The sequence below is a fragment of the Rhizobium sp. CB2179 genome, assembly GCF_057653455.1.
Window position 1 is genome coordinate 391,357 of sequence record NZ_JBYGKR010000002.1, and the last position, 22,789, is coordinate 414,145.

Genomic DNA, 22,789 nt, shown 5'->3' on the forward strand with positions numbered 1-22,789 from the left:
GTGAGTTACCCGTTATAGGCGGTGAGCTTGGCGCCGACCGGGACATTGGGGTCGGTGGCGTTTTCGGTGACGACATAGTCGAGCGCGAACTTCGAGCCCTCCGGCGCTTTCACCCATTGCGTGCCGATGATCGGTCCGGGAGAGACGTTGGCGACGGGGCCGCTGGTGAAGTCGACCTTGCCGGTGATGGTCGTGGTCTTCAGCGTGCTGATCGCCTTGGCCACAGCCTCCTTGCTCTTGACGTCGGTGCTCGCCTTCAGCGCATCGAAGCCGGCGTCGAGAAGCGCAAGGCTGGCGCCGAGCTGCTGCGTCCACTGCTTGCCGCTTGCCGTTTCATAGCCGTCGGCGAGTTCGGTTCCGGAGACGCCGGTCAGCGTGGATTTATAGGGGAAGGCCTTGTGCCAGTAGGCGGCGCTGCCGATGTTCAGGCCGAGGTCGCCGAGCGCCTCGATGTCGGACGGAAACAGGCCGGTCTTGGCGATCTGGCAGATCTTGATCTGCTGGGTGAGGCCCTGCTGCGCGGCCTGACGCCAGAAGGCGGCGAAGTCGGGCGGGATCGGGAACGAGTTGAAGATCTCCACGCCCTCCTGCCTGAAGAGAGCGATCTGCGCGGTAAAGTCGGTGGTTCCGGTTTCATAGGCTCCGGGATCGACGATGGTGAAGCCGGCCTTGGCGAGCGCCGGCGCCAGATGGGTGCGGATCGCATTGCCGTCGGCGTCGTTCGGATACATGACGCCGACCTTCTTGTTGGTCTCGATCAGGTTCCACTGCGAAACATAGGCCTTGTGGAACTCTTCGACACCGAAGCCGAAATGATAGGTCCACTTGAACGGCGAGGGCGCGCCCGGCTTGGCGCCGCGGCCGAAATACCAGGCTTCCCAGGGCATGACCGTCGAGAGGCAGGGAATGCCGGCTGCTTCGCATGCGTCAGCCACGGGATTGATGGTTTCGGGCGTCGAGACGGCAAGCATCAGGTCGATCGCCTGGTTGTTGATCAGGTCCTTCGCCAGCTGGCCGGCGCGCGAGGGATCGGATTGGGTGTCCTGGTCGAGGATCTCAACCTTCCAAGTCTTGCCGCCCGCCTGCAGGCCGTTCGCCAGCGCCTTGCGCGCCAGTTCGAGCACGTAGCCGTCCGTCTCACCGAAGCCGCCGAGAGGGCCGGTGCGCGGGCTGATGAAGCCGACCTTCAACGTATCACCGCTTTGAGCAAAGGCCGTGCGGCCGGAAAGCGCCAGCGCCGCACCACCCGCCACGGTCGATGCGATGAAAGAGCGGCGGCTCAGCGATGCCGCGTTGAATTTGCCGTCGCGGAAAATGCCGTTCATGAAATCATTCCTCCCTCTTGATCGGGCCTCCCAGCCCGTTCCCATTGTTCATGTCGGCCGATCTCAATTCAGATCGGGTAGTGCCGTTTTCCCGAGGCCATGGTGATCCATCTGAGCTCGGTGAATTCGTCGATCGCGGCCTTGCCGCCGAAGCGGCCGTAGCCGCTTGATTTGACGCCGCCGAACGGCATTTGCGGCTCGTCGGAAACGGTCGCCTCGTTGATGTGGCAGATGCCGGATTCGAGCCGCATGGCAACGGCAAGCGCTGCATTGACGTCGGCGCTGAAAACGGCGGCCGACAGCCCGTATTCGTTGTCGTTGGCAACCGTGACGGCCTCGTCGACGCTGCCGACCCGGACGATCGCCGCGACCGGCCCGAAGCTCTCCTCGCGGTAGATGCGCATGGCAGGCGTCACGTGATCGATGACGGTCGCGTCCATCAGCGTGCCGTTGACCTGGCCGCCGCAGACGAGGACAGCGCCCTTTTGCAGGGCATCATCGACGAGCGACCGGACACGCCTGATGGCCTCAGTGTTGATCAGCGTGCCGAGCGGCGTGTTGCCGTCCTTGGGATTGCCGGCGACGAGGGTTGCGGCTTTCGTCCGGAATTTGCCGACGAAGCCGTCGGCGATCTCGTCCATGAGGATGATCCGCTCGGTGGACATGCAGATCTGGCCCTGGTTCATGAAGGCGCCGAAGGCCGCCGCACGCACCGCCTCATCGATATCGGCATCGGCAAGGACGACGAACGGCGCCTTGCCGCCGAGTTCGAGCAGGCAGCGCTTGAGATGCCTTGCCGCGGATTCGGCAATGATCCTGCCGACGCGGGTGGAGCCGGTGAAGTTGATGCGGCGCACGGCCGGATGGGCAATCAGCGCATCGACGACGGCGGCGGCATCGCTCGGCGCATTGGAGACGACATTGACGACGCCGCGCGGAAAGCCGGCATCACACAGGATGTCGCCGATCAGGCCATGGGTCTTCGGGCAAAGTTCTGACGCCTTGAGGACGACGGTGTTGCCGCAGGCAAGCGGCATGGCGACGGCGCGGGTGCCTAGGATAATTGGCGCATTCCAGGGGGCAATGCCGACGCAGACGCCTGCCGGCTGGCGGACCGCCATGGCAAGGCTTCCCGGAATGGCGGAGGGAATGATCTCGCCGGATATTTGCGTGGTCATCGCCGCAGCCTCGCGAAGAATATCCGCGCCGAGCCCGCAATTGATCGCCGCCCATTGCGCGGTGGCGCCGGTTTCGCCGGTCATGGCGGCAACGAGTTCGGGGGTGCGGGCCTCCAGGATGTCGGCGGCGGCATTCAGGAGCCTGCGTCGTTCGCCCGGGCCGGTCTGCGACCAGTTCGGAAAGGCCGCTGCTGCCGCATTGGCTGCCCTCGTCATGTCGGTAACGGATCCTGCCGAGGCGATCGTTGCGACATCGCCGGTCAACGGATCGCTGCGTTCGAAGGTGCCCCCTTCGGAAGCATCCATCGCCTCGTTGTTGATCATCAGCTTTGCCGAAAACACCGTTCCACCATTCCCCACGCGTTGCTTCCACGTGATGACGCTCGCATTGTTGCCATGGGAGAAAACGAGCGGACGCGGCGCCACGAGGGCCGCCTGACCGTTCCTGCATCTGTTGAAGTGCCTCCTCCCAAAGGCTGATGGAGAAAAGGTTACGCCGATCTGGCACGGATGGAATGCGATTTATTGGGTTAATATTGTAATTATCCGGTGATATCAGCATTGTTTGATGCGGGAATGGAGGAAAAGCGTTGGCAACGGACGGAGGGATTCATCACTATGCCAGGGGCGAGTGGCACGGGCCGTCACTGTCGCACCGGCGCATCCGTTTCCAAAAAGGACTGTATGCCGATTTCCACCATTTCCTTCTGCTCGGCGAGGGGAGTGGGGAACTTCACTTCGACAATGGCGAACATCGGCCGCTGCACGGGCCGCTGCTTGCCTTCCTGCCGCCACAGGCGCGATGCGACCTGTCGATATCAGCCGGAACCGCGGCTCATCTGGTCGGCGCTTCGCCGCAGATCATGGTCGATGCGATCGGCGACAAGGTGGAATCCTATTCGCTGCGCATCTTCACCGAACAGCGCAAGCTGGTCGAGGCACTGGATCCCTTGACGGTTACCGAAATCAGTCCGCTGATCTCCGGCTTCGTGCGGGAACTCGGCGATCCCTCCCGCTCCTCCTGGATGGTCGCATCCGCCTATATCAGGCTCATCCTGATGGCGCTTTGGCGCGGTTCCGATAGCGAAAGAAACGAGCAGCGCGGGCAGGGCGAAGTGGGATCGATCCTGCAGAGATATCGGCAACTGGTCGAGGCCGGCTTCCGCCAGCACCGGCCGATCAGCGATTATGCCGCGGAGCTGGGCGTCACGGCCGACCGGCTGCATTCCACCTGCCAAAGGGCGCTCGGCCGCTCGCCGATCCAGCTCCTGCATGAGCGCGTGGTGCAGGAGGCAAAGCTCAGATTGGAGCGATCAGCCCGCAATATCCAGGAAATCTCCGACAGCCTCGGCTTTCGCGACCCGACCTATTTCAGCCATTTCTTCAAGCGCAAGACCGGACTTTCACCCGCCGGCTACCGCGAGATCGCCCGCGCTTCGGCCGGTTCGGAAAACAGCATGCTGTCCTCGGGCTATGCCGACTGGCCCTAGGCTCAGGCATTGATCAAAGTAATAGCTTGCCAATCTTGAGTCACACATCATGCTGCCGGAATCCCAAGCCGCAGTAGGACTGCAATGCGCCAGGAGCAGTTGTTGCCCCGGCGTGAAGGATTGACCGATTTGGGCCGACAGCGGACCAGCAGCCTTCAGCAGCGGCAAGATTACAGCGGACGTTCAACCTGTTGGGTTAGATCGGAGATCGGCCCAAAGCGGATTAGGGCGGGTGACGGACCTAGCCGGCCGTCTCAAGGCTTCGTGCCGGCAAGCTCAACCTAGCCTCCAAACCGCCAAGAGGCGATTGCCCGAACTTCAGTTCACCTCCATAGGCTGCAGCGATATCGCTTGATATCGCCAGGCCGAGGCCATGACCGAAATCCGCATCCGTCTCACCGCGCTTCAGCATGCTCTTGTGCTGCCTTGTGTCGACGCCGGGTCCATCGTCGCCGATACGAACGATCACCCTCTGTCCGTCGTTCGAGGCGGAAAGCGATATTCGCCGGTGTGCGAATCGCACGGCGTTGTCCAGGATATTGCCGATCGCCTCCGCAACATCGGCCGGATCTGCCTGAACGGTCATTCCCGAGTCGATATCGATGGTCCAATCGATCCCCTTGCTGTCGGTCATCGGCGAAAGGACGTTGACCAGCTTTCCGGCGATCCCAAGCACGGAGGTGGTCGCCATTTGCTCCACCCCCATTCTCGCGGCCTGTAACTGGCGATCTGCGCGTTGGCGAACGAGTTCGATTTGCTTTAAGGCGGTATCGCGCCGGTCCTGCGGCAGCCCTTCGACCAGATGGGAAAGGACTGTCAGCGGCGTCTTCAATCCATGGGCCAGGTCGCTTGCGCGTGCTCGCGCGCGCTCTACGGCGGTTTCGCGCTCATTAAGCAGAAGATTGATCTCGTTCACGAGCGGATTGACCTCGCTCGGTCCTTTCGCGGTGATATGGGCTCTGCGGCCGGCTCGAACATCAGCCACCTCCCGCTGGAGACGGGCGAGGGGTTTCAAGCCGATCAATCCCTGCAGAAAGGCTGCGAGCAACAGAAGCAACCCCGTTGCCAGCAACATCAATCTGAGTGGGCGATGGTAGGTCTCAAGTGCCGCTTCCATTTCCTCCTTGGAGAAAGCCGCATATACTTTGAATTGCCTTTTATTTGTGCCCTCGCCGATCGACATGTCCTTGATCGACACCAGAATAGGGCTGCCGTCGGGACCCTCGGCCTGAAGGAAACCGCAATAAAGCTCCTTGGCGAAGGCATCTTGCGAGAGTTGTTCGTCCCACAGGGAGCGCGAACGAATTGGAGGCTGATCGCCGGCCGGAGAAATCTGCCAGTAGCGCCCACCTATTGGATTCTCGAAACGAGGGTCGGGAGGCTTGCTGGTTAGGGCAAGCAGCCCTTGGTCGACAACGAGCCGCGCACCGAGCGCATCGGCCACGGCGGCCATTTCATGCGTATACTGGTCCTCCAAATATTCCTCGAAAAGGTGGCCAAGCACAAGCCAGACGAGCGCCAAAGCGACGGCGACGGCGACAACTGCGCCGGCCGCAAGCCTGAAGCGCAGCGATGTGATCATGGCCGTTTCCCCGGAAGCACGTAGCCGAATCCTCTGCGGGTTTCGATCGCCTCGCTGTCGGTCTTCTTGCGCAGGCGGGCGATCATCGCTTCGACTGCGTTCTTCGCAGCATCGTCGTCACGACCTTGTACCTGGCTGGCCAGTTCTATCGGGCTCAAGACGACGTCGGGATTATCGATGAACAAGGACATCATGCGATACTCGAGAGGAGTGAGGTCGAGTTCGCGCCCGTCGAAGGTTATCCGCCTGGACTGTTCGTCCAGCGTGAACCGGTTGGCCGATTTCGTGCCGGCCTTGTTCTTTCTCGACCGACGCAGCAAGGCACGCAAACGCGCTGATAGCTCTTCGGTTCGGAATGGCTTGGGCAGATAGTCGTCCGCGCCCGCATCGAAGCCGTCGACGCGTTCCATCCAGGATCCACGCGCGGTCAACACGAGGACGGGGGTCTCAACTCCCGTGCTGCGCCAACGCTTCAAAATCGACAGGCCATCCAACCCCGGCAATCCAAGGTCCAGGACAATAGCGGCATAATCCTCGGTCTCGCCTTGCTCCCAAACCTCCGGCCCCGTCGAAAGCACATCCACTCGATATCCTTCACGCTCCAGACTGGAGGCGACGTGACCGGCAATGCCGCTGTCATCTTCCGCGAGGAGGATCCGCATTGTTTCAATTGTCTCCCAGAAGCGTGCCCCGCTTCGCGTCAACGCGTAAAGTCCGAATGGCGCCCGTGCCGTCGCGGATTTTCAGTTGATAGACGTCGCGAAAGAAGAAACGACGGACGCTGACATCGATCACCTTGCCGTAGCGCTTGGCCTCGATCTTTTGCAGAACCGATTTGAGCGAAAGAATTCGACCATCTTTCACCGCATCGCGGACGTAGTCGGAATCGTCAGAGCCGCCGCGTCCCCGGTTGTCGCCCTGCTGGCCACCGCCGTCGTCGCCCCCGCCATCGTCCTCACCACCTCCGTGTCCGCTGCGATCGTCTCCCCCGTGGTCGTCTCCTCCGCCGCGCCCCGAATTTGAAGACCCACTACCGCTGGATCCGCTGCTAGAGGAGCTTGCGCCGTCATGGGCGGTTGCATTCGTCGCAAGCGAAATGCCGGCAACTGCGATCGTTGCCGCCATTGAAAGAACCAACAATAGAAAGCGGATCGAAGCCATGGTCAGCCCGGTTTCACTGGCCTGCCAGTGTGAACATATAATCGAGGCGGCACAAGCAACTAAACTCTGGCGGGGGCGGGCGGAGTTTAGTGCGATCAGCGAGCCTGATCATGTCGCCGCCTCAAGGGGCGACGACTTTGACGTTCGTGATCGGCCCGGGCTTGCGAACGGCATCGGATCGATGGACCTCGGCCTTCACGACGTTGGTGCCGTGCTCGTTTTCGAGTTCGATTTCAAGACGCCTGCCGAGCTGGTCAACGGCAACCAACGATCCGTTCAGAAGCCCTGCGAGGCTCTCGCGCGAAACACTAAGGACAACTCCCGGACGCAACCTGTTTTCGCGCGGCTGGTTCCCATTTTTGCCATCCTCGGCGTGATCGCGTCCATGCTTTCGGCCATGGTCATCATCACCTCCGCTTTGGCCGCCACGATCATCCGCCGAGTCGTCCTGGCCGCCACGATGACCATGATCGCCGTTGCCGGACTTGTCGCCGCCGCTGCGGCCGCCTTGATCGTCACCGCCGGAATTACCGCTGCCACTGCCGCCACCGTGGTCATCGCCACCTGAACCATCGCTGCCACCGCGCGCATAGGCGGCGGACGAGAAGGCATTGTCTGCGGTCAGAACGGCGGGAATTGCAGTCACGGATATCATGGCTGCAGACACTATGAGAAACTTTTGCAACGGGGTCGACATTGGCTTTCCTCCATCCATGTTTGAAGACGGACAGGATTGCACACCACTGCTGACGAGCCGCTGAGCGTGATTGTCAGCATCCTGTCAAGCAATGGAATAGTACTCTGAGACGATGAGCGTTTTTGGCGCTTTCTAGCCAGGGTCACTTATCCGCTGTCGGCCCAGGGCTGTCGGACGAGACGGATGTCTGCTTTCGGGGAAAAGCCCAGTAAACTACCGCGACCGACTTGAAGGCGCGAAGCTGCCGAAGACTTATTGCCCCCGCTTCCAGCCGTTTGCGGAAATTGCTCAAGTTCACTTGACGTCGAAGAGAAGACCAAGCTCACGACAGCGCAAAAATCCTGACCTCGCGCCCGATGCCCTGAAGCTCCGCCATCCGGGAGGCCGATGTGATGCCGCTGTCGCGCAGGATCACTGAAACTTGGGCATCGTCGACGATCGCCTCCGTCGTCATGATCACATTGGGATCGGCAAGGCCCTGGACGCGGGAGGCGATATTGACGGTCTGGCCGAAGTAGTCCTGCCGGTCGTTCAGGTTGACTGCGAGGCATGGTCCCTCATGGATGCCGATCTTCAGCAGAAGATCGTCGCTGCCGTGTTCGGCATTTAACCGAAGCATTGCCTCCCGCATCTTGAGTGCCGCCGCCACCGCGCGGTCCGGGCTCGGGAAGGTCGCCATCACGGCATCGCCTATGGTCTTGACGACCGCTCCGGCCTCTGTGGCGACGATCTCGTGAAGAACCCGGAAATGTGCGCGCACCAGATCGAAAGCGGCAAGATCTCCGACGCGCTCGTAAAGCGCGGTCGAGCCCCTCAAATCGGTGAAGAGGAAAGTCAGGCTGGTGATCTTGAGGCGCTGGTCGACGTCGAGCGTGTCGGTCCGATAGATGTCGCGGAAGCTCTGGTTCGTCAGCAGACGCTTGGCTGTCAGGAAAGGCCGCCTGCGGCCCAAGAGGTCGTGCAGCTCGTCGCCTGCGATGCAGACATTCGGCACCACCCTGCGATCGGTGTGGTTCTCGAGGGTGAGCCGCAGCGAGCCAGGACGCAGGGTCAGCGTTTCGTTCAGCGCATGCGTCCGACTGATGATCATCGAGAGGTTTTGACGTTCGTCGGTGGGCTCACCCTGCACGTCGAGGAACTGCGCCGAGTGTGTCACCGGATCGAAGATGATGACGAATTGCGCCGGCAGCTGCAGGGAGACGAAAGCCTTCTCGCCCGGAGCCAACTCGATCATCTCCAGCTGGATGCGCGAAAACCTCGCTTCGAGATCGTCAGGCAGGTCGACGCCGGAGCTGAAGAAGATCTGGCGGTAGTACTCGAGCGGCGGCAACCGATCGGGATCGTGACCGGCAATCCTGCGCACGCGCGGACTGACCGTGAACGTGACCTCGACCATCTCGTCGAGAGTCGGCTCGTATCCGGCCGCGCAGAGCGCGCAATGATACGTCTCGTGGACGACGGTTTTGAGGGTTGCGCCGCTGTCGAGAACGCCGCCGCATCCCGGGCAAAGCACATTCCAGGTCATCTCGAATGCGCCTATCCGGGCTGCATGCAGAAACGCGGCGATGGTTTTCTCTTGATCGAGATCGTGCTTATCGGCGAAAGCAAGCGCATTGATGCGGTTGAGCTCGCGATCCGAGCCATGCGTGACGACCTTTTCGATGCACTCGACCGTCTGCGGGTCAGCCGCCTGTCGCAGGGAGGCAAAAAGTACGTCCACTTCGCTCATGAGACAAGTCTCCGTGTGCAGGACCCACGGCGGACGACGCCAGGATGGGGATCATAACACGAGGGTTACCCAATAGAAATCTAAAGGCTTGGATGCAGCTTGTTTCCCGAGCGAAGGCGGGTTTCAGTTCCCCTTGTATATCCGCTTCAGTGCCGCCAGTAGCGCATCCAGTTCGTCGCGCGAAAACAGCTCGATGAAACGCTGCTCGTGCCTATCGATCAGCGCACGCGCCTGGGCGAGCATTGCGTGTCCCGCCTTCGTCAGATGAAGTTCCTGGCGGCGGCGGTCGGCCGCGGAGGGGCGGCGCTCGATCAGGTCGCGGGCTGCCAGCCGGTTGACGAGGGCCATCATTGTCGCCCGGTCGGTGCCGAGCGTATTGGCAAGGTCGATCTGCGATGCGCCCGGATTGCCGGCGACGAGTTCCATCACCGCCAGCTGCTTCTGCGTCAGCGCCAGCTCCTCCATGGTTTCGGCGAAGTTGCGATAGATTGCGACATGCGCCATGCGCAGGTGAAATCCCAGCAGATCGCCAAGCCGGCCGACGTCGAGGCCCGGTGTCGCGGGCGCATCTTCGCCGTCGAAGTCGTCCTGCGGTGGTTTTGTGCTCATCGTTCGTTCTCGCCTCATCCAGGGTCATAACCATCAAAATCAGCAGGTTAGTCAATATCAGCGCCGCGGATTTCCCTGTGCCCCTTCGAACGATCGGATTTGCGCTGAACGCCTCTTGCATCACAGAAAAAAGATATTAGTATGTGTTGCATACAAATTTGAATGCCTGTTGCGGGGAGCGGTGGGCATGGGAGGAGAAATGGCGCATTCCTTTTCCGGGATGGCTTCGTCGGCGGATTGCGGACTGGTGACGGATGATCCGATCCTTTACCGCGCCCGCGTCGCACCGGACCGTCCGGCTCTGTTCGAGATCGCCACCGACCGGCAGCTCAGCTATGCCGAGCTCGATACGCGGATCGCCCGCTGCGCCGGCCTCCTCAGCGATGTGCTCGGAGCGCGCCGCGACGGGGCGCGTGTCGCCTTGCTGGCGCGCAACTCGATGGATTCGATCGTGCTTGCCTTTGCCTGCCAGCGTGCCGGCGCCATCTACGTGCCGCTCAACTGGCGCCTCAACGCCGCCGAGCTTCGGCCGATCCTTGCCGATTGCGCCCCGGCTCTGCTCGTTCACGACGAGGAGTTTGCGGCAACCGTCGCCAGCCTTGCGGGAGCCGATGCTCAGATGGCAGTGATATTGACGGCCGACGGCCCGGCCGGTCTCGCCGCGCGGATCGAGGCGAGCCTTCCGGCCGCGCCGGTGTCCGCCGATGCCGATGGAGCCTGCGTCCTTCTCTACACCTCGGGCACGACGGGACAGCCGAAGGGCGTCGTCATCACCCGCCGCAACGCTTTTTTTGCCGCCATTAATTTTTCCGTCGTCGGAGAGATCGGGCCGGGATCCGTCGCCATGTGCGACCTGCCGTTCTTCCACACGATCGGGCTGATTGCCGTCGCGCGCACCACATTGATGCTGGGCGGCACGCTTGTTGTCTCCGACCGCTTCACGCCGGCGCGCACACTCGCAGCCCTTGCCGACCGGCAGCGTGCCGTCACCCATTATTTCGCGGTGCCGCAGATCGCGCTCGCCTTGCGCAATGATCCCGCCTACAGCGCCGCGGCGCTCGCCGGCCTGCATGCGCTCTTCGTCGGCGGCGCGCCGCTGACGCAGGCGCTGATTGAAAGCTATCTCGACGACGGCGTTGCGCTGGTCAACGGTTACGGCATGAGCGAGGCCGGAACGGTGCTGCACGTACCGATCGACCGGCGCGCCGTGCAGGACAATCCCGGCAGCGTCGGTCTTCCGGCACCCTTGCTCGACATTCGCATCGTCGGCGAGGACGGCCGGGAAGTTGACGACGGCGAGACCGGTGAACTCTGGCTGCGCGGGCCGGCGGTGACGCCGGGCTACTGGAACAAGCCTCAGGAAACCGCTGCCGCCTTCACCGAGGGCTGGTACCGCACCGGCGATCTCGGCCGACGCGAAGCGAACGGCTTTTATCGCATCGTCGACCGGCTGAAGGACATGTACATCAGCGGCGGCGAGAATGTTTATCCCGCCGAGGTCGAAGCCGCACTCGCAAGTCATCCCGCTATCCTCGATGCCGCGGTCGTCGGCATTCCCGACATCCGGTGGGGCGAATGCGGCCTCGCCTATGTCGTGCTGCGGCCGGGTGCCGTGGCAACGGGCGATGAGATCGCCCGCCATTGCGCGGCAAGGCTCGCCGCCTTCAAGCGTCCGGCGCGCATCCTCTTCGTCGAGGCCATTCCCCGCACCGCCTCCGGCAAGGTGCAGAAATATGTCCTGCGCCAGTTCCATTTTGACGAAACCCTTCAACGACAGGCCCTGTGACGCGGCCCCCGGCATTCACGCCGAAACCCATGGAGTAACCTCATGACTGAAGACAAATCGCCGGTTCTGGTCGAATTCGACAGCGGCATCGCCTTCGTGACCCTCAACCGTCCGGAAAAGCGCAATGCGATGAACCCGGCCCTGAATATCAGGATGCTCGAAGTGCTTGACGAGCTCGAGGGCGACGAGCGTTGCGGCGTCCTCGTCCTGCGCGGCGCCGGCGAATCCTGGTCGGCCGGCATGGATCTGAAGGAATATTTCCGCGACAATGACGACAAGCCGCGTGACGTCACGCTGAAGGCGCGGCGCCAGTCCGGCAACTGGTGGGGCCGGCTGATGTATTTCGAAAAGCCGACGATCGCCATGGTCAACGGCTGGTGCTTCGGCGGCGCCTTCACGCCGCTGGTTTCCTGCGATCTCGCCATCGCCGCCGAGGAGGCGAATTTCGGCCTCTCGGAAATCAACTGGGGCATTCTGCCAGGCGGCAACGTCACCCGTGCGGTCGCCGAAGTGATGCGCCATCGCGACGCTCTCTATTACATCATGACCGGCGAACTGTTCGGCGGGCGCAAGGCCGCGGAAATGGGTCTCGTCAACGAGGCCGTGCCGCTGGCGGAGCTGGAAACCCGGGTCCGCAAGATCTGCGCCAGCCTGCTCGAAAAGAACCCGGTGACGCTGAAGGCCGCCAAGGACACCTACAAGCGCGTGCGCAACCTGCCATGGGATCTCGCCGACGATTACATCTACGCCAAGCTGGAGCAGATGCTGTTTCTCGACAAGACCAAGGGGCGTGACGAGGGGCTGAAGCAGTTCCTCGACGACAAGACCTATCAGCCGGGGCTCGGCGCCTACAAGCGCGGCCGCTGAGGACAGGCCCGACATGCCGGGCCGTTTGGGAGCCGATCATCTGGAGGAGGAAAGCAATGAAGATCCATGCCGCGGTGGCGCGTGCGCCCCATACGCCGTTTTCGCTGGAAAGGCTCGATCTGGAGGAGCCGCGCGAGGGTGAGATCCTGGTTCGCGTCGTGGCAACAGGGGTTTGCCACACCGATATCGTCATGCGTGACCAGCACCTGCCGGTGCCGCAGCCGGTCGTGCTCGGTCATGAGGGCGCCGGCATCGTCGAGCGTGTCGGGCCGGGCGTTGCCAAGGTCAAGCCCGGCGATCATGTGGTCATGACCTTCAATTCCTGCGGTCATTGCCCGAGCTGCAACGATCACGAGGAGAGCTATTGCCACGAATTCTTCCCGCGCAACTTCTTCGGTGCGCGCGCCGATGGTTCGAGCGGGCTCTCATGCGAGGGAGAGCGGGTTCACGGTAATATTTTCGGGCAATCCTCCTTTGCCAGCCACGCACTGTGCCATGAACGCAATATCGTGAAAGTGCCGAAGGAAGCGAACCTAGCGCTGCTCGGGCCGCTCGCCTGCGGCATCCAGACCGGCGCCGGTGCGGTCATGAACGCGCTGAAGATCGAACCGGGAAAGGTGCTCGCGGTTTTCGGCATGGGCTCCGTCGGTCTTGCCGCCGTGATGGCGGCGCGGATCGTCGGCGCGTCACGGATCATCGCCGTCGACGTCAACGAGACGCGGCTGGCACTTGCGGCGGAACTCGGCGCGACCGACATCGTCAACGGCAAGGCGAGCGACGCGGTCGCCGCGATCATGGCGCTGACCGGCGCCGGCGTCGATTATTCGATCGATGCCTCCGGCGTGCCCGCCGTCATCGACCAGTGCGTGCGGGTGCTGGCGCCGCGCGGCACCTGCGGCATTGTCGGGGCCTCGCCCCATGGCTCAACGCTGACGCTCGACCTCACCCATATCCTGTCGGGCGGGCGCCGGGTCCGCGGCATCGTCGAGGGCGATTCCAATCCCGACGTGCTGATCCCGTTGTTGATCGACCTGCATCGGCAGGGCCGCTTCCCGTTCGACAGGCTCATCACCTTCTATGATTTCGCCGACATCAACCAGGCGGTGGAGGATGCGGAGAAGGGCATCGTGCTGAAACCGGTCGTGCGTCAGCCGGCCGTCTGACATCGTTCAAGGGAGGAAACAATGAACACCGTCACCCCAATCGCCACCGATACCAGCCCCGATGTCATGAAGGCGCTGCTTGGCCGGCAAAGGGCGTCGTTCCTGAGGGATGGCCCGCCGGGCATCGACACCCGCATCGATCGCATCGACCGCGTCATCGCCCTTCTTGTCGATCATAAGGATGCAATCGCCGCTGCCCTGTCGGAGGATTTCGGCAGCCGCAGCGTCGAGGCGAGCCTGCTTCTCGATGTCTTCACCTGCGTCGGTTCGCTCAAATATGCCAAGGCCCATCTTGTCGAATGGCTGAAGCCCGAGCAGCACGAGGCATTGTTCCCGGACGCCGTGGCCGAAGTGGTATATCAGCCGAAGGGGATTGTCGGGATCCTGAGCCCGTGGAATTTCCCTTATCAGCTCGCCCTCGCGCCGCTTGCCGGCATTCTCGCCGCCGGCAATCGCGCCATGATCAAGCCGTCGGAGGTGACGCCGGCTTCGGCCGAATTGATGGCGGAACTCATTGCCGGGGCCTTCGACGAAACGGAAATATCAGTCGTTCAGGGCGGACCGGCGACGGGCACGGCCTTTACATCACTTGCCTTCGACCACCTGATCTTCACCGGCGGAACCGCGGTCGCCCATCATGTCATGCGCGCGGCGGCGGAAAACCTGACGCCGCTGACGCTGGAGCTCGGCGGAAAGTCGCCCGTCATCGTCGGCCGCTCGGCCGATCTCGGCGACGCGGCGCGCCGGGTCATGACCGTCAAGACGCTGAACGCCGGCCAGATCTGCCTTGCGCCGGACCATGTCTATGTGCCCGAGGAAAGCGTCGAAGCCTTTGCCGGCCACGCGGTCGCGGCGGTCGGCGCGATGTATCCGGCGCTGAAGGAAAATCCTGACTACACCTCGATCGTCAATGCTCGCCATCACGCCCGCATCCAGGGCCTGATCGACGATGCCAGGGCCAAGGGCGCGAGGATCGTCGAGATCAACCCGGCGGCAGAGAATTTCTCCCAGCAATCGGCCCACCGCATGCCTCCGACCTTAATACTCGATCCCACGGAAGAGATGCGCGTGCTGCAGGAAGAAATCTTTGGACCGGTGCTGCCGGTCCTTCCCTATCGCGATATCGCCGACGTCATCGATCGCATCAATGCCAGGCCGCGCCCGCTCGCTCTCTATTACTTCAGCCAGGATCAGCAGGAGGAGGCCCGCGTTCTCGACAATACGACCTCCGGCGGGGTGACGGTCAACGACTGCATGAGCCACGTCACGGCGGAAGGCCTGCCCTTCGGCGGCGTCGGCCATTCGGGCATGGGTTCCTATCACGGCAAATTCGGCTTCCTCGCCTTCTCGCATCCGCGCGCCGTCTATCACCAGAGCAGGATGGTGGAAGCGGAATACATGATGCGGCCGCCCTATGGCGATGCGATGCGTGGCTTCTTGGCGGCGGCGATCTGCAAGTAGTCGAAGAAGCGTTGGACGATGCCGTCGGCAGCCGCGGCTGCTGGCGGCATGGGATGGCTGCTTGCAACGAATGGCCCGATTGCGCAGGCTTATCCTGATAACGCTATATTGTGTCATTGGGATATGTGTCCCGACGCAGACGATGCTGTCGTTAAATATGCCTTATGCCGCGGCTGCTAGGCGTTGAACCGCAGGGCGTTGCGGACATGATGTCTCTTGCCGTGCTGGAGCATGACCTTTCCATAGATGTTGCCAAATCTGGCAGCGGGCCTCTCTGCCCATACCTAATCGTCGGGGCGGACGCCTGCTTTCCTGTCATCGCATTGCTGCCGACCGGCCGGGAGACGCGTCAGCGAAGGAATATGGCTTGATAGGTCTTTGATTTAACGAAGCTCAAACCAGTGTTGCCCTATGATTGGTTCGGTACATGTATTGGAAGGTGGATCCAACGCAGTGAATGGCATCTGGACGCAATTCGGTGGCAACCTGTCATTCGTGTGCCTGGCGATTTCGCTCTGGGCGCATTTCTCGATCCAATTTCAGCGTCGTTCGGTCACACAGGAAAAAATCGCCTTCGGAATCATAGCCGGCGGCGCCTCCATCGGCTCCATATTGCTGGCCGTCGAAGTCAATCCCGGCATTTATATCGACATCCGCTTTTCGCCGCTTGCTTTGGCGGGCATGTTCGGCGGACCGATCGCGGCCGCCTTTGCGGCGTCGCTGGCGATAGTCTTCCGCTTCTGGGTCGGCGGCGCGGCAATGATCGACGGTCTGATCGCAATTGCTGTCGCGACCGGTATCGGCCTGGCTGCCAACGTCTGGATCCGCAAGAGATCTCCCGAGCTCATAGACGTTGCGCTGCTGAGCCTCGCGCTCGGCGGCGCACTTATTGTTTTGATGGCGGTGCTTCCCACCCTGGTCCACGCCCGCGTATTGGCCATCATCGGTCTGCCGATGACGGTATTGAACTGCCTGGCGACGGTGCTGTGTGGTTTCGTTCTGTTGAAGACGCAACAATGGGAGCTGGAGCGAAGCATCCTGGTGACCGCATTTTCGCAGTCGCCCGATTATCTCTACGTGAAGGACCGAAACAGCCGGTTCATCACCGTCAATGAAAATATGATCCGCCTTTTTCGTTTCAGAACCACGGCGGAGATGACCGGATTGTCGGATTTCAATCTTATCTCGCGGCCGCGCGCCGAAGAATTTTATTATCTCGAACAGCAGGTCATGGACACCGGGGTGCCCCTGATCGACTCCGTCGAGCGTATCGAAGACAGATACCTGCTCGCCTCCAAGGTGCCGCTGAAGGATAGGCAGGGACGGGTGATCGGCCTGGCCGGCGTCACGCGTGACGTGACGGAGCGGACTGCTCTAGAGCGGGAATTGCGCAAGAGCAAGAACCTGCTGTCACATGCGATGGCCGGCATGTCCGATGGCATCGCCATGTACGACAGCAAGGGTTTTCTCGTTTTTTGCAATGACCAGTATCGCGCCGCCTTTCCGCTATCCGGAGACGCCCGCGTGGTTGGCGCTCATATCAGCGACATCCTTCGCCGCGTTGCCGAAACTGGCGAGCGCACGGGCATCCCGGACGCTGATCGCGAAGAGTGGATCAGGTCCGTCAGTGCTACGTTGCACAGCAACAAGGACGAAGAGGTTCAGCTTCACAACGGCGACTGGCGAAGCATCCGGACCAGGTTAGCGGAAGACGGCACAGCGATGGCCGTTGTCTCCGACATCACGGCGACCAAGCAGGCGGAAATCGCCCTCAGGCTGTCGGCGGAGCAGCTGAAGTCCCTCGCCGAGACCGATGGGCTCACCGGCATGGTCAACCGCCGGGCCTTCGACGAGGCTTTCGCCCGCGAGACCGCAGGCAGCGCCAGGAAAAACACGCCGCTCAGCCTTCTGATGGTCGATATCGACCGCTTCAAGGCCTATAACGACACCTATGGTCATCCCGCCGGAGACCAGTGCCTGCGTGTCGTCAGCAGGTGTCTTCGCCAGTCCGTAAGCCGCCCGGCCGACATCGTCGCACGCTACGGCGGAGAGGAATTCGTGGTTCTGCTGCCTGCGACCAGTGCGAAGGGGGCGATGATCGTTGCCGAACAGTTCGCGCGTCTCCTAAGCCAGGAGAATATCGTTCATACTGGCAGCGAATTCGGCCGGGTGACCGCCAGCATCGGCATATCCTGTGCGACGGGAGCCACCTTGAGGATCAACCCGAACCGCCTCCTGAGCGAGGCCGATGCCGCGCTCTACGACGCCAAGACTCAAGGCCGCAATCGCATCCTGGCACATTCGCCCGAGGAGCGGCACGCCATCAAGGACGTTGGTTAGATTGAATCCTTGATAGGTTTTTCCTATCGAGCCATCGCGCGTGCGCCCTTGATGTTTTCCCCGCTTCGACAATACAGGGCGCATGGACACAAAATTCATTGGTAAGAAGTCGGCAGCAGCCGGGGGCTGGGGCGCTTTGAAGAGCTGCGGCAAGCGCTTGCTGCAAAGCGGCATGCCGATTTCAGGGGCGCGGACGATGCTGAAGGCGAACCAGCCGGATGGATTCGATTGCCCGGGCTGCGCCTGGGGCGATCCGGAGCACGGATCGTCGTTCGAATTCTGCGAGAACGGCGTAAAGGCCGTCGCCTGGGAGGCGACGGAGAAACGGGCCACGCCCGCCTTCTTCGCGGAAAGGACTGTATCGCAGCTTCGCCAGTTGACGGACTATGAACTGGAACTCAATGGCCGCCTCACGCATCCGATGCGCTACGATGCGGCGAGCGACCGTTACCTGCCGGTCGCGTGGGCGGATGCCTTTGCCGAGATCGGCAGCATCCTGAGGGGGTTCGATAGCCCCAACCGGGTGGAATTCTACACGTCGGGCCGGGCGAGCAACGAGGCCGCCTTCCTGTACCAGCTGTTCGTGCGCGTCTACGGCACCAACAATTTTCCCGACTGCTCCAACATGTGCCACGAGGCGAGCGGCATCGCCATGCGCCAGGCGGTCGGTGTCGGCAAGGGTACCGTGCTGCTGGAGGATTTCGAAGAGGCCGATGCGATCTTCGTGATCGGGCAGAACCCGGGCACCAACCATCCGAGGATGCTCGGCGATTTGCGCCGGGCGGCGATCCGCGGCGCGCGCGTGGTCGTCTTCAATCCCGTCCGCGAACGCGGCCTGGAACGCTTCTCCGACCCGCAGGACAAGGTCGAGATGCTGCGCGGCGGTTCGACCGATATCGCCAGCCTTTATCTGCAACCGCAGCTCGGCGGCGACATGGCCGCGGTGCGCGGGATGGCAAAGGCCGTGCTGGCCGCGGAAGACGCAGCCGTCGAAGCCGGTCTGCCCTCCGTTCTCGACCATGCATTTCTTGTCGAACACTGCGCTGGTTTTGCAGAATACCGGGCAGCGGTCGAGGCGACCAACTGGGCTGAGATCGAGGACCAGTCGGGACTGAGCCGGCAGGAGATCGAACGGGCAGCCGATGTCTATATCAGCGCCGAGCGGGTCATCTGCACCTGGGCGATGGGCGTGACCCAGCATCTGCATTCCGTGGCGACGATCCGCGAGATCGCCAACTTCATGTTCCTGCGCGGCAATATCGGCCGGCCGGGGGCAGGCCTTTGCCCGGTTCGCGGCCATTCCAACGTGCAGGGCGACCGCACCGTCGGTATCAACGAAAAGCCGGCGGACGATTTCCTCGATGCGCTGGAGAAGCATTTCCGCTTCACCGTTCCTCGCGAACATGGTCACAATGTCCTTGCCGCGATCGGCGCGATGCTCGATGGCTCGGCCGAGGCCTTCATCGGGCTTGGCGGCAATTTTGCCCGCGCAACGCCCGACAGCGCGCTCGTTGAAAAGGCGTTGCGGCGGCTGAAGCTGACGGTGCACATCGCCACCAAGCCCAACCATTCGCATCTCATGCCCGGCGAGGTGGCCTTCATCCTGCCGTGCCTCGGACGCACTGAGATGGATCTGAACGCGGCGGGCAACTCCCAGCTTATAAGCGTCGAGGATTCGATGAGCATGGTGCATGGGTCTGCCGGCATCAATCGTCCGGCCTCGCCGCATCTCCTCTCGGAAGTCGCCATCATTGGCGGCATTGCACAGGCGACGGTCGGCTCCGCCGTGGTCGACTGGGCAGAGCTTGCCGACGACCACGATCGTATCCGCGATCATATCGAGGCGACCATTCCAGGCTTCGAAAATTACAATGCGCGCCTGCGCAAGCCGCGCGGTTTCCACCTGCGCAATACGGCAGCCCATCGGGAGTGGGATACGCCGGCCGGCAAGGCATCATTTTCTTGCGAATGCGCAGTCGCCTGCCGAAGGTTCTTAGTGGACCGCTTAAAGATGGCCTTCGGCAGGCAGACAGGCATGCAGGCATACGCACGGGATGGAGTGCGTATGTACGATCCCTTCCATCCTTTTGGGGGTCATGGGATGGATGGGTTTGGCTTTTAGACCGCAAACCATCATGGCCTTGGTCGGGTTTCATCTTACTGTTCCTTAGCTATGGAGCAATTGTCTGGCCCCGATATTGTCGGCCAACCGGCTTTTCGTGACGCAGTCTGGACTGATCTTGCGCAAAATGTACATGAACCGGTCCCGCTGAAGCCGCCTGTTGCGCGCAATGAAAGCCGGCGTGATGCCGCCGGGCGCGATGCATCTGGTTCTTTCAGTTGAACAATGATTTTATCACTGAAGGCAAAAGCGACGGATCGTTTCCAACACGCCTATGTCGACGTCAAGATGATCGGTTTCCGCGACGCTCGCGGGCATCGCTCTGTCTCCGGGGATACGGACTCCCTTGGAACGCAGCCGTTCCAATTGGGTCTTGACGCGCTCCGGGAAATCCGAATCCGCAGCCGCGGGAAAGAGCGCGATCACCGTCATTCCCGCATTCACCGGGTGCTCGCCCGAGAGAAAGTGGCCGGCATCGAGCGACCACGCGGCCCCGGAAAGACCCGCCGAAAGCATCTCGACGATAAGGGCGATATTGCCGCCCTTGTAACCGCCGAAGGGCAGGAGAGCACCGAGCATCGCCTTAACAGGATCGGTGGTGATGGCGCCGGTTTCGTCGATGGCCATGCCGTGAGCGATCGGCAATTGCGCCTTTGCCGCCTCGGCAAGCGTTATGAACGCCGTCGCACTCGTCGCCTGGTCGATGACGACAGGCGGCAAGGGTTCCGGCATGGGCACGCCGAAAGCGAGCGGATTGGTGCAGTAGACGCGCTCGCCGCCCTCGGCGGCGGCCATCAAGGCCGGTCCGTTGGCAGCGGCGATGGATATCAACCCGTCCTGAGCGAGGCGCCGGACGTAGTATCCCAATTCCCCGGCGGTATAGCTGTTTCTTTGCGTAAGGACTGAGATGCCGAAGGTTTTCACGCACTTTACGAAGTCGTCGTAAATGAGATCAAACCCGAGCTGCGCTATGCCGCCGTCCGCATCGGCCTGGATCAGGGCCGGCAGCACATGGTTGAAGCGGGGCTTGGCGTCGCCATTGATCCGCCCGTCGCGCAGGCTGGTGAGATAATCGACGAAATGCGGAAAACCGAGCTCAGTGCGCCCGAAGCAGGCGGCCGAGAGCGTTGCATCGACAAGCGCCTTCGCCATGGCCGGGCTGCCGCCGCAGGCGAGACAGGCTTCGAGCGCCAGTTGGCGGAGCTCGTCGATCGGCATTCTCATCTTCTGCCCGGCCATCACAGCGCCAATGCCGCTCGTCTGCCCTCATAGAAGGCATAAGGCGCCTGGCGCGGCGCAGCGCAGTCCCCGATCTCCACCACCTGACGATCGTTTGAACGCATTTCATCGCCCAACCAATTTGCTGCCGCATTGGTGGTGGCGAGCACCAGGCTGTCGCCTTCCTCGAAGAAACGCTCGCCGGTATCGTGATCCAGCAGGGTGACGCCATTACCGTGCCATTCCAGCACGCTGACCTCCAGAAGCCATTTGACGCCCAGCGTCTTCAACGTCCGGCGCAGCGGGACGTCGGCGGTGGTGCGCTGAAGCTCTTTGCCGATGAACGGGTCGGGCGAGAGCATCGTCACCAGGTGCCCATCTTCGGCGAGCTTCCAGGCGGTTCCGCAGCCGCGCCAGCCGCCGCCCTCGTCCAGCAGCAGAACTCTCTTCCCCGGCCTTGACTGCCGCGCCATGACGGCCTCGACGGTGAAGACGTTTCCTTTTTCGATACCGGGCAGCGTCGCAACTGAGGGCAGAGCCTTCTGGAAGCCGGTTTCGGGTGAATAGGAACCCGTTGCCAGGATGACGGCGTCTGCGCCGATGGCCTCGACATCCGATGCCTCGACATAAGAGTTGAGCCGGATATCGACACCGAGCTTCGTCAGCTGCCGCTCGTACCAGCCGATGAGGTCGAGGATCTGCGCCCGGCGAGGCTGCATGCCGGCGAGCAGGAAATTGCCGCCGAGCCGGCTGGATGCTTCCGCGAGGATGACCCGGTGGCCCCTTTCGGCGGCGGCGCGGGCGGCTTCCAGGCCAGCAGGCCCGGCGCCGACGACGAGCACCGTCCTCGGCTGGCCGGCCGGTGCGAAGCGGTCGCCGCCCCATTGATATTCCCGTCCGGCCGATGGGTTGATGAGGCAGCTTATCCAATAATCGCGCGAACGCCGGCCCCAGCACATCTGGTTGCACGAAATGCAGCCACGAACATCGTCGGGGCGGTCCTCGCCGGCTTTTCGAGCCAGATGCGGATCGGCAATCTGGCCGCGCACGATCGAGACAAGGTCCGCCGCTCCTTCTCCAAGAACGGTTTCGCCGTTCTCCGGCGTTCTGATATGGCTTTCGGCAATGACGAGCGCATGTTTGACGGATCGCCTGATCGTTGCGGCAAGCTCGGCGCCGAGCTTCTCCTGGTAGAGGAATGTCGGCATCAGCTTGTGGAAGTCGAGATAGCCGCCCGAACCGCAGGTCACATAGTCGACGAGACCGAGTTCGTCATGGAGAGCGACGATCTCGGCAAGCTCGTCCCGCGTCAGCGCAACGCTATGATCGGGCTCATCGCTGATCGCAAGCCCGATGATGAAATCCTGACCGCACACTGCCCGGATGCGGCTGATGATTTCCCGCGAGAAGCGGGTCCGGTTCTCCAGCGAACCACCCCATTGATCCTCTCGCCGGTTCGACCAAGGCGTCCAGAACTGCTCGATCAGGCCGAGATAGGCCGCCCAGACTTCGACGCCATCGAAACCGGCCTCGCGACAGCGCCGCGCCGCCTGCACGAAGCCGTCGATGGTTTCCCAAATCTCAGCCTCGCTCATGGAATGCGAGCCATCGCTGTCGTGATAACTGGGCAAGCCGGAAGGAGACCAATGCGGGTGGTATGAATTGTCGGAATCCCCATGCGCGCCGACATGGTAGAGCTGCTGGATCGCGACCGCGCCGTTTTCCTTGATCGCGGTCGTGACCTTGCTGAAGTGAGGGATCACGCTGTCGTCGCCGGGAAGAAAATTTCCGCGCGTCAGCACGGCCGCGGGATGCACCGGCATCGGTTCGACCACGATCATCGCGGCGCCACCGATCGCGCGCTCGGCATAATAGGCGACGTGGCGTTCGCCGGGTACACCGTCGCTCGCCATGTTTGCCGTATGCGCTCCGAAGACGATCCTGTTGCGCAAGGTGTGTCCGCGCAGGCCGATCGGCGAAAACAGACGCGGGAAGAGCTTCGACATGGTGATCCCCAAGCGTCAGGCGGCTGACTTCCAGGCTCCTGCGATGGCGACGCGC

At 62.2% G+C, this 22,789-nt stretch carries 16 protein-coding genes and 1 pseudogene; 8 read left to right on the top strand and 9 right to left on the bottom strand.

All coding sequences use genetic code 11. The features are described 5' to 3' along the window. Window positions 1–5: 5 nt before the first annotated feature. Both AC244Q_RS25940 and AC244Q_RS25945 read right to left on the bottom strand, forming a co-directional pair. On the bottom strand, window positions 6–1,325 hold the full coding sequence (locus AC244Q_RS25940) for an ABC transporter substrate-binding protein (protein WP_128406603.1): 1,320 nt from the start codon (window positions 1,323–1,325) through the stop codon (window positions 6–8). A gap of 68 nt (window positions 1,326–1,393) precedes the next feature. Next, window positions 1,394–2,827 carry an aldehyde dehydrogenase gene (locus AC244Q_RS25945; protein WP_206641082.1) on the bottom strand — a complete coding sequence of 478 codons (1,434 nt, stop codon included), beginning with the start codon at window positions 2,825–2,827 and terminating at the stop codon, window positions 1,394–1,396. A gap of 266 nt (window positions 2,828–3,093) precedes the next feature. Here AC244Q_RS25945 and AC244Q_RS25950 point away from each other — a divergent pair, with 266 nt between their 5' ends. Next, a complete protein-coding gene (locus AC244Q_RS25950; RefSeq protein WP_128406602.1) occupies window positions 3,094–3,993 on the top strand; it encodes a helix-turn-helix transcriptional regulator in 900 nt (299 codons plus the stop codon). A 241-nt stretch (window positions 3,994–4,234) separates the two neighbouring features. Here AC244Q_RS25950 and AC244Q_RS25955 read toward each other — a convergent pair whose 3' ends face one another. From AC244Q_RS25955 to AC244Q_RS25965, 3 genes are read right to left on the bottom strand one after another with little or no spacing between them, the layout of a single operon-like run. Then, a complete protein-coding gene (locus AC244Q_RS25955; protein ID WP_012755257.1) occupies window positions 4,235–5,575 on the bottom strand; it encodes an ATP-binding protein in 1,341 nt (446 codons plus the stop codon). Then, the gene (locus AC244Q_RS25960) at window positions 5,572–6,237 is read right to left on the bottom strand and encodes a response regulator transcription factor (protein ID WP_012755258.1); all 666 of its coding nucleotides are present in this window, start codon (window positions 6,235–6,237) and stop codon (window positions 5,572–5,574) included. Before AC244Q_RS25960 ends, AC244Q_RS25955 begins: the two co-directional genes overlap by 4 nt. Before the next feature lie 4 nt (window positions 6,238–6,241). Beyond that, window positions 6,242–6,736: a PepSY domain-containing protein gene (locus AC244Q_RS25965; protein WP_128406601.1), complete on the bottom strand. Its 495-nt coding sequence runs from the start codon at window positions 6,734–6,736 to the stop codon at window positions 6,242–6,244. Between AC244Q_RS25965 and AC244Q_RS25970 the strand changes: the two genes are divergently transcribed. Beyond that, entirely contained in the window at window positions 6,735–7,304 is a 570-nt protein-coding gene (locus AC244Q_RS25970; protein ID WP_164902315.1) for a hypothetical protein, read from the top strand. The two genes, AC244Q_RS25965 and AC244Q_RS25970, sit on opposite strands and share 2 nt — an antisense overlap. A 451-nt stretch (window positions 7,305–7,755) precedes the next feature. On the opposite strand, the gene AC244Q_RS25975 is transcribed toward AC244Q_RS25970, so the two are convergent. Together AC244Q_RS25975 and AC244Q_RS25980 are read right to left on the bottom strand one after the other, a co-directional pair. Then, window positions 7,756–9,162, bottom strand: coding sequence for an adenylate/guanylate cyclase domain-containing protein (locus AC244Q_RS25975; protein ID WP_128406599.1), 1,407 nt, complete (start codon window positions 9,160–9,162; stop codon window positions 7,756–7,758). Between the two features lie 123 nt (window positions 9,163–9,285). Continuing rightward, window positions 9,286–9,771: a MarR family winged helix-turn-helix transcriptional regulator gene (locus AC244Q_RS25980; RefSeq protein ID WP_128406598.1), complete on the bottom strand. Its 486-nt coding sequence runs from the start codon at window positions 9,769–9,771 to the stop codon at window positions 9,286–9,288. Window positions 9,772–9,970: 199 nt separating this feature from the next. Between AC244Q_RS25980 and AC244Q_RS25985 the strand changes: the two genes are divergently transcribed. From AC244Q_RS25985 to AC244Q_RS26010, 6 genes and pseudogenes are all read left to right on the top strand, one after another. After that, entirely contained in the window at window positions 9,971–11,557 is a 1,587-nt protein-coding gene (locus AC244Q_RS25985) for an AMP-binding protein (RefSeq protein WP_128406597.1), read from the top strand. Between the two features lie 42 nt (window positions 11,558–11,599). Next, on the top strand, window positions 11,600–12,424 hold the full coding sequence (locus tag AC244Q_RS25990) for a p-hydroxycinnamoyl CoA hydratase/lyase (protein WP_128406596.1): 825 nt from the start codon (window positions 11,600–11,602) through the stop codon (window positions 12,422–12,424). A gap of 56 nt (window positions 12,425–12,480) precedes the next feature. Beyond that, window positions 12,481–13,587, top strand: a complete 1,107-nt coding sequence (locus AC244Q_RS25995) for an NAD(P)-dependent alcohol dehydrogenase (protein ID WP_128406595.1) — start codon at window positions 12,481–12,483, stop codon at window positions 13,585–13,587. A gap of 21 nt (window positions 13,588–13,608) precedes the next feature. Further along, window positions 13,609–15,048 carry a coniferyl aldehyde dehydrogenase gene (locus AC244Q_RS26000; RefSeq protein ID WP_128406594.1) on the top strand — a complete coding sequence of 480 codons (1,440 nt, stop codon included), beginning with the start codon at window positions 13,609–13,611 and terminating at the stop codon, window positions 15,046–15,048. Between the two features lie 411 nt (window positions 15,049–15,459). Beyond that, the gene (locus AC244Q_RS26005) at window positions 15,460–17,388 is read left to right on the top strand and encodes a diguanylate cyclase (protein WP_128406593.1); all 1,929 of its coding nucleotides are present in this window, start codon (window positions 15,460–15,462) and stop codon (window positions 17,386–17,388) included. Between the two features lie 82 nt (window positions 17,389–17,470). Further along, a pseudogene (locus AC244Q_RS26010) lies at window positions 17,471–19,357 on the top strand (FdhF/YdeP family oxidoreductase); the annotation flags it as partial. A gap of 387 nt (window positions 19,358–19,744) precedes the next feature. Here AC244Q_RS26010 and AC244Q_RS26015 read toward each other — a convergent pair. Together AC244Q_RS26015 and AC244Q_RS26020 are read right to left on the bottom strand one after the other, a co-directional pair. Beyond that, window positions 19,745–20,749, bottom strand: a complete 1,005-nt coding sequence (locus AC244Q_RS26015) for an Ldh family oxidoreductase (protein ID WP_128406590.1) — start codon at window positions 20,747–20,749, stop codon at window positions 19,745–19,747. Further along, window positions 20,749–22,734 carry an oxidoreductase gene (locus AC244Q_RS26020; RefSeq protein WP_128406589.1) on the bottom strand — a complete coding sequence of 662 codons (1,986 nt, stop codon included), beginning with the start codon at window positions 22,732–22,734 and terminating at the stop codon, window positions 20,749–20,751. The genes AC244Q_RS26015 and AC244Q_RS26020 overlap by 1 nt, the downstream gene beginning before the upstream one ends. Window positions 22,735–22,789 lie beyond the last annotated feature (55 nt).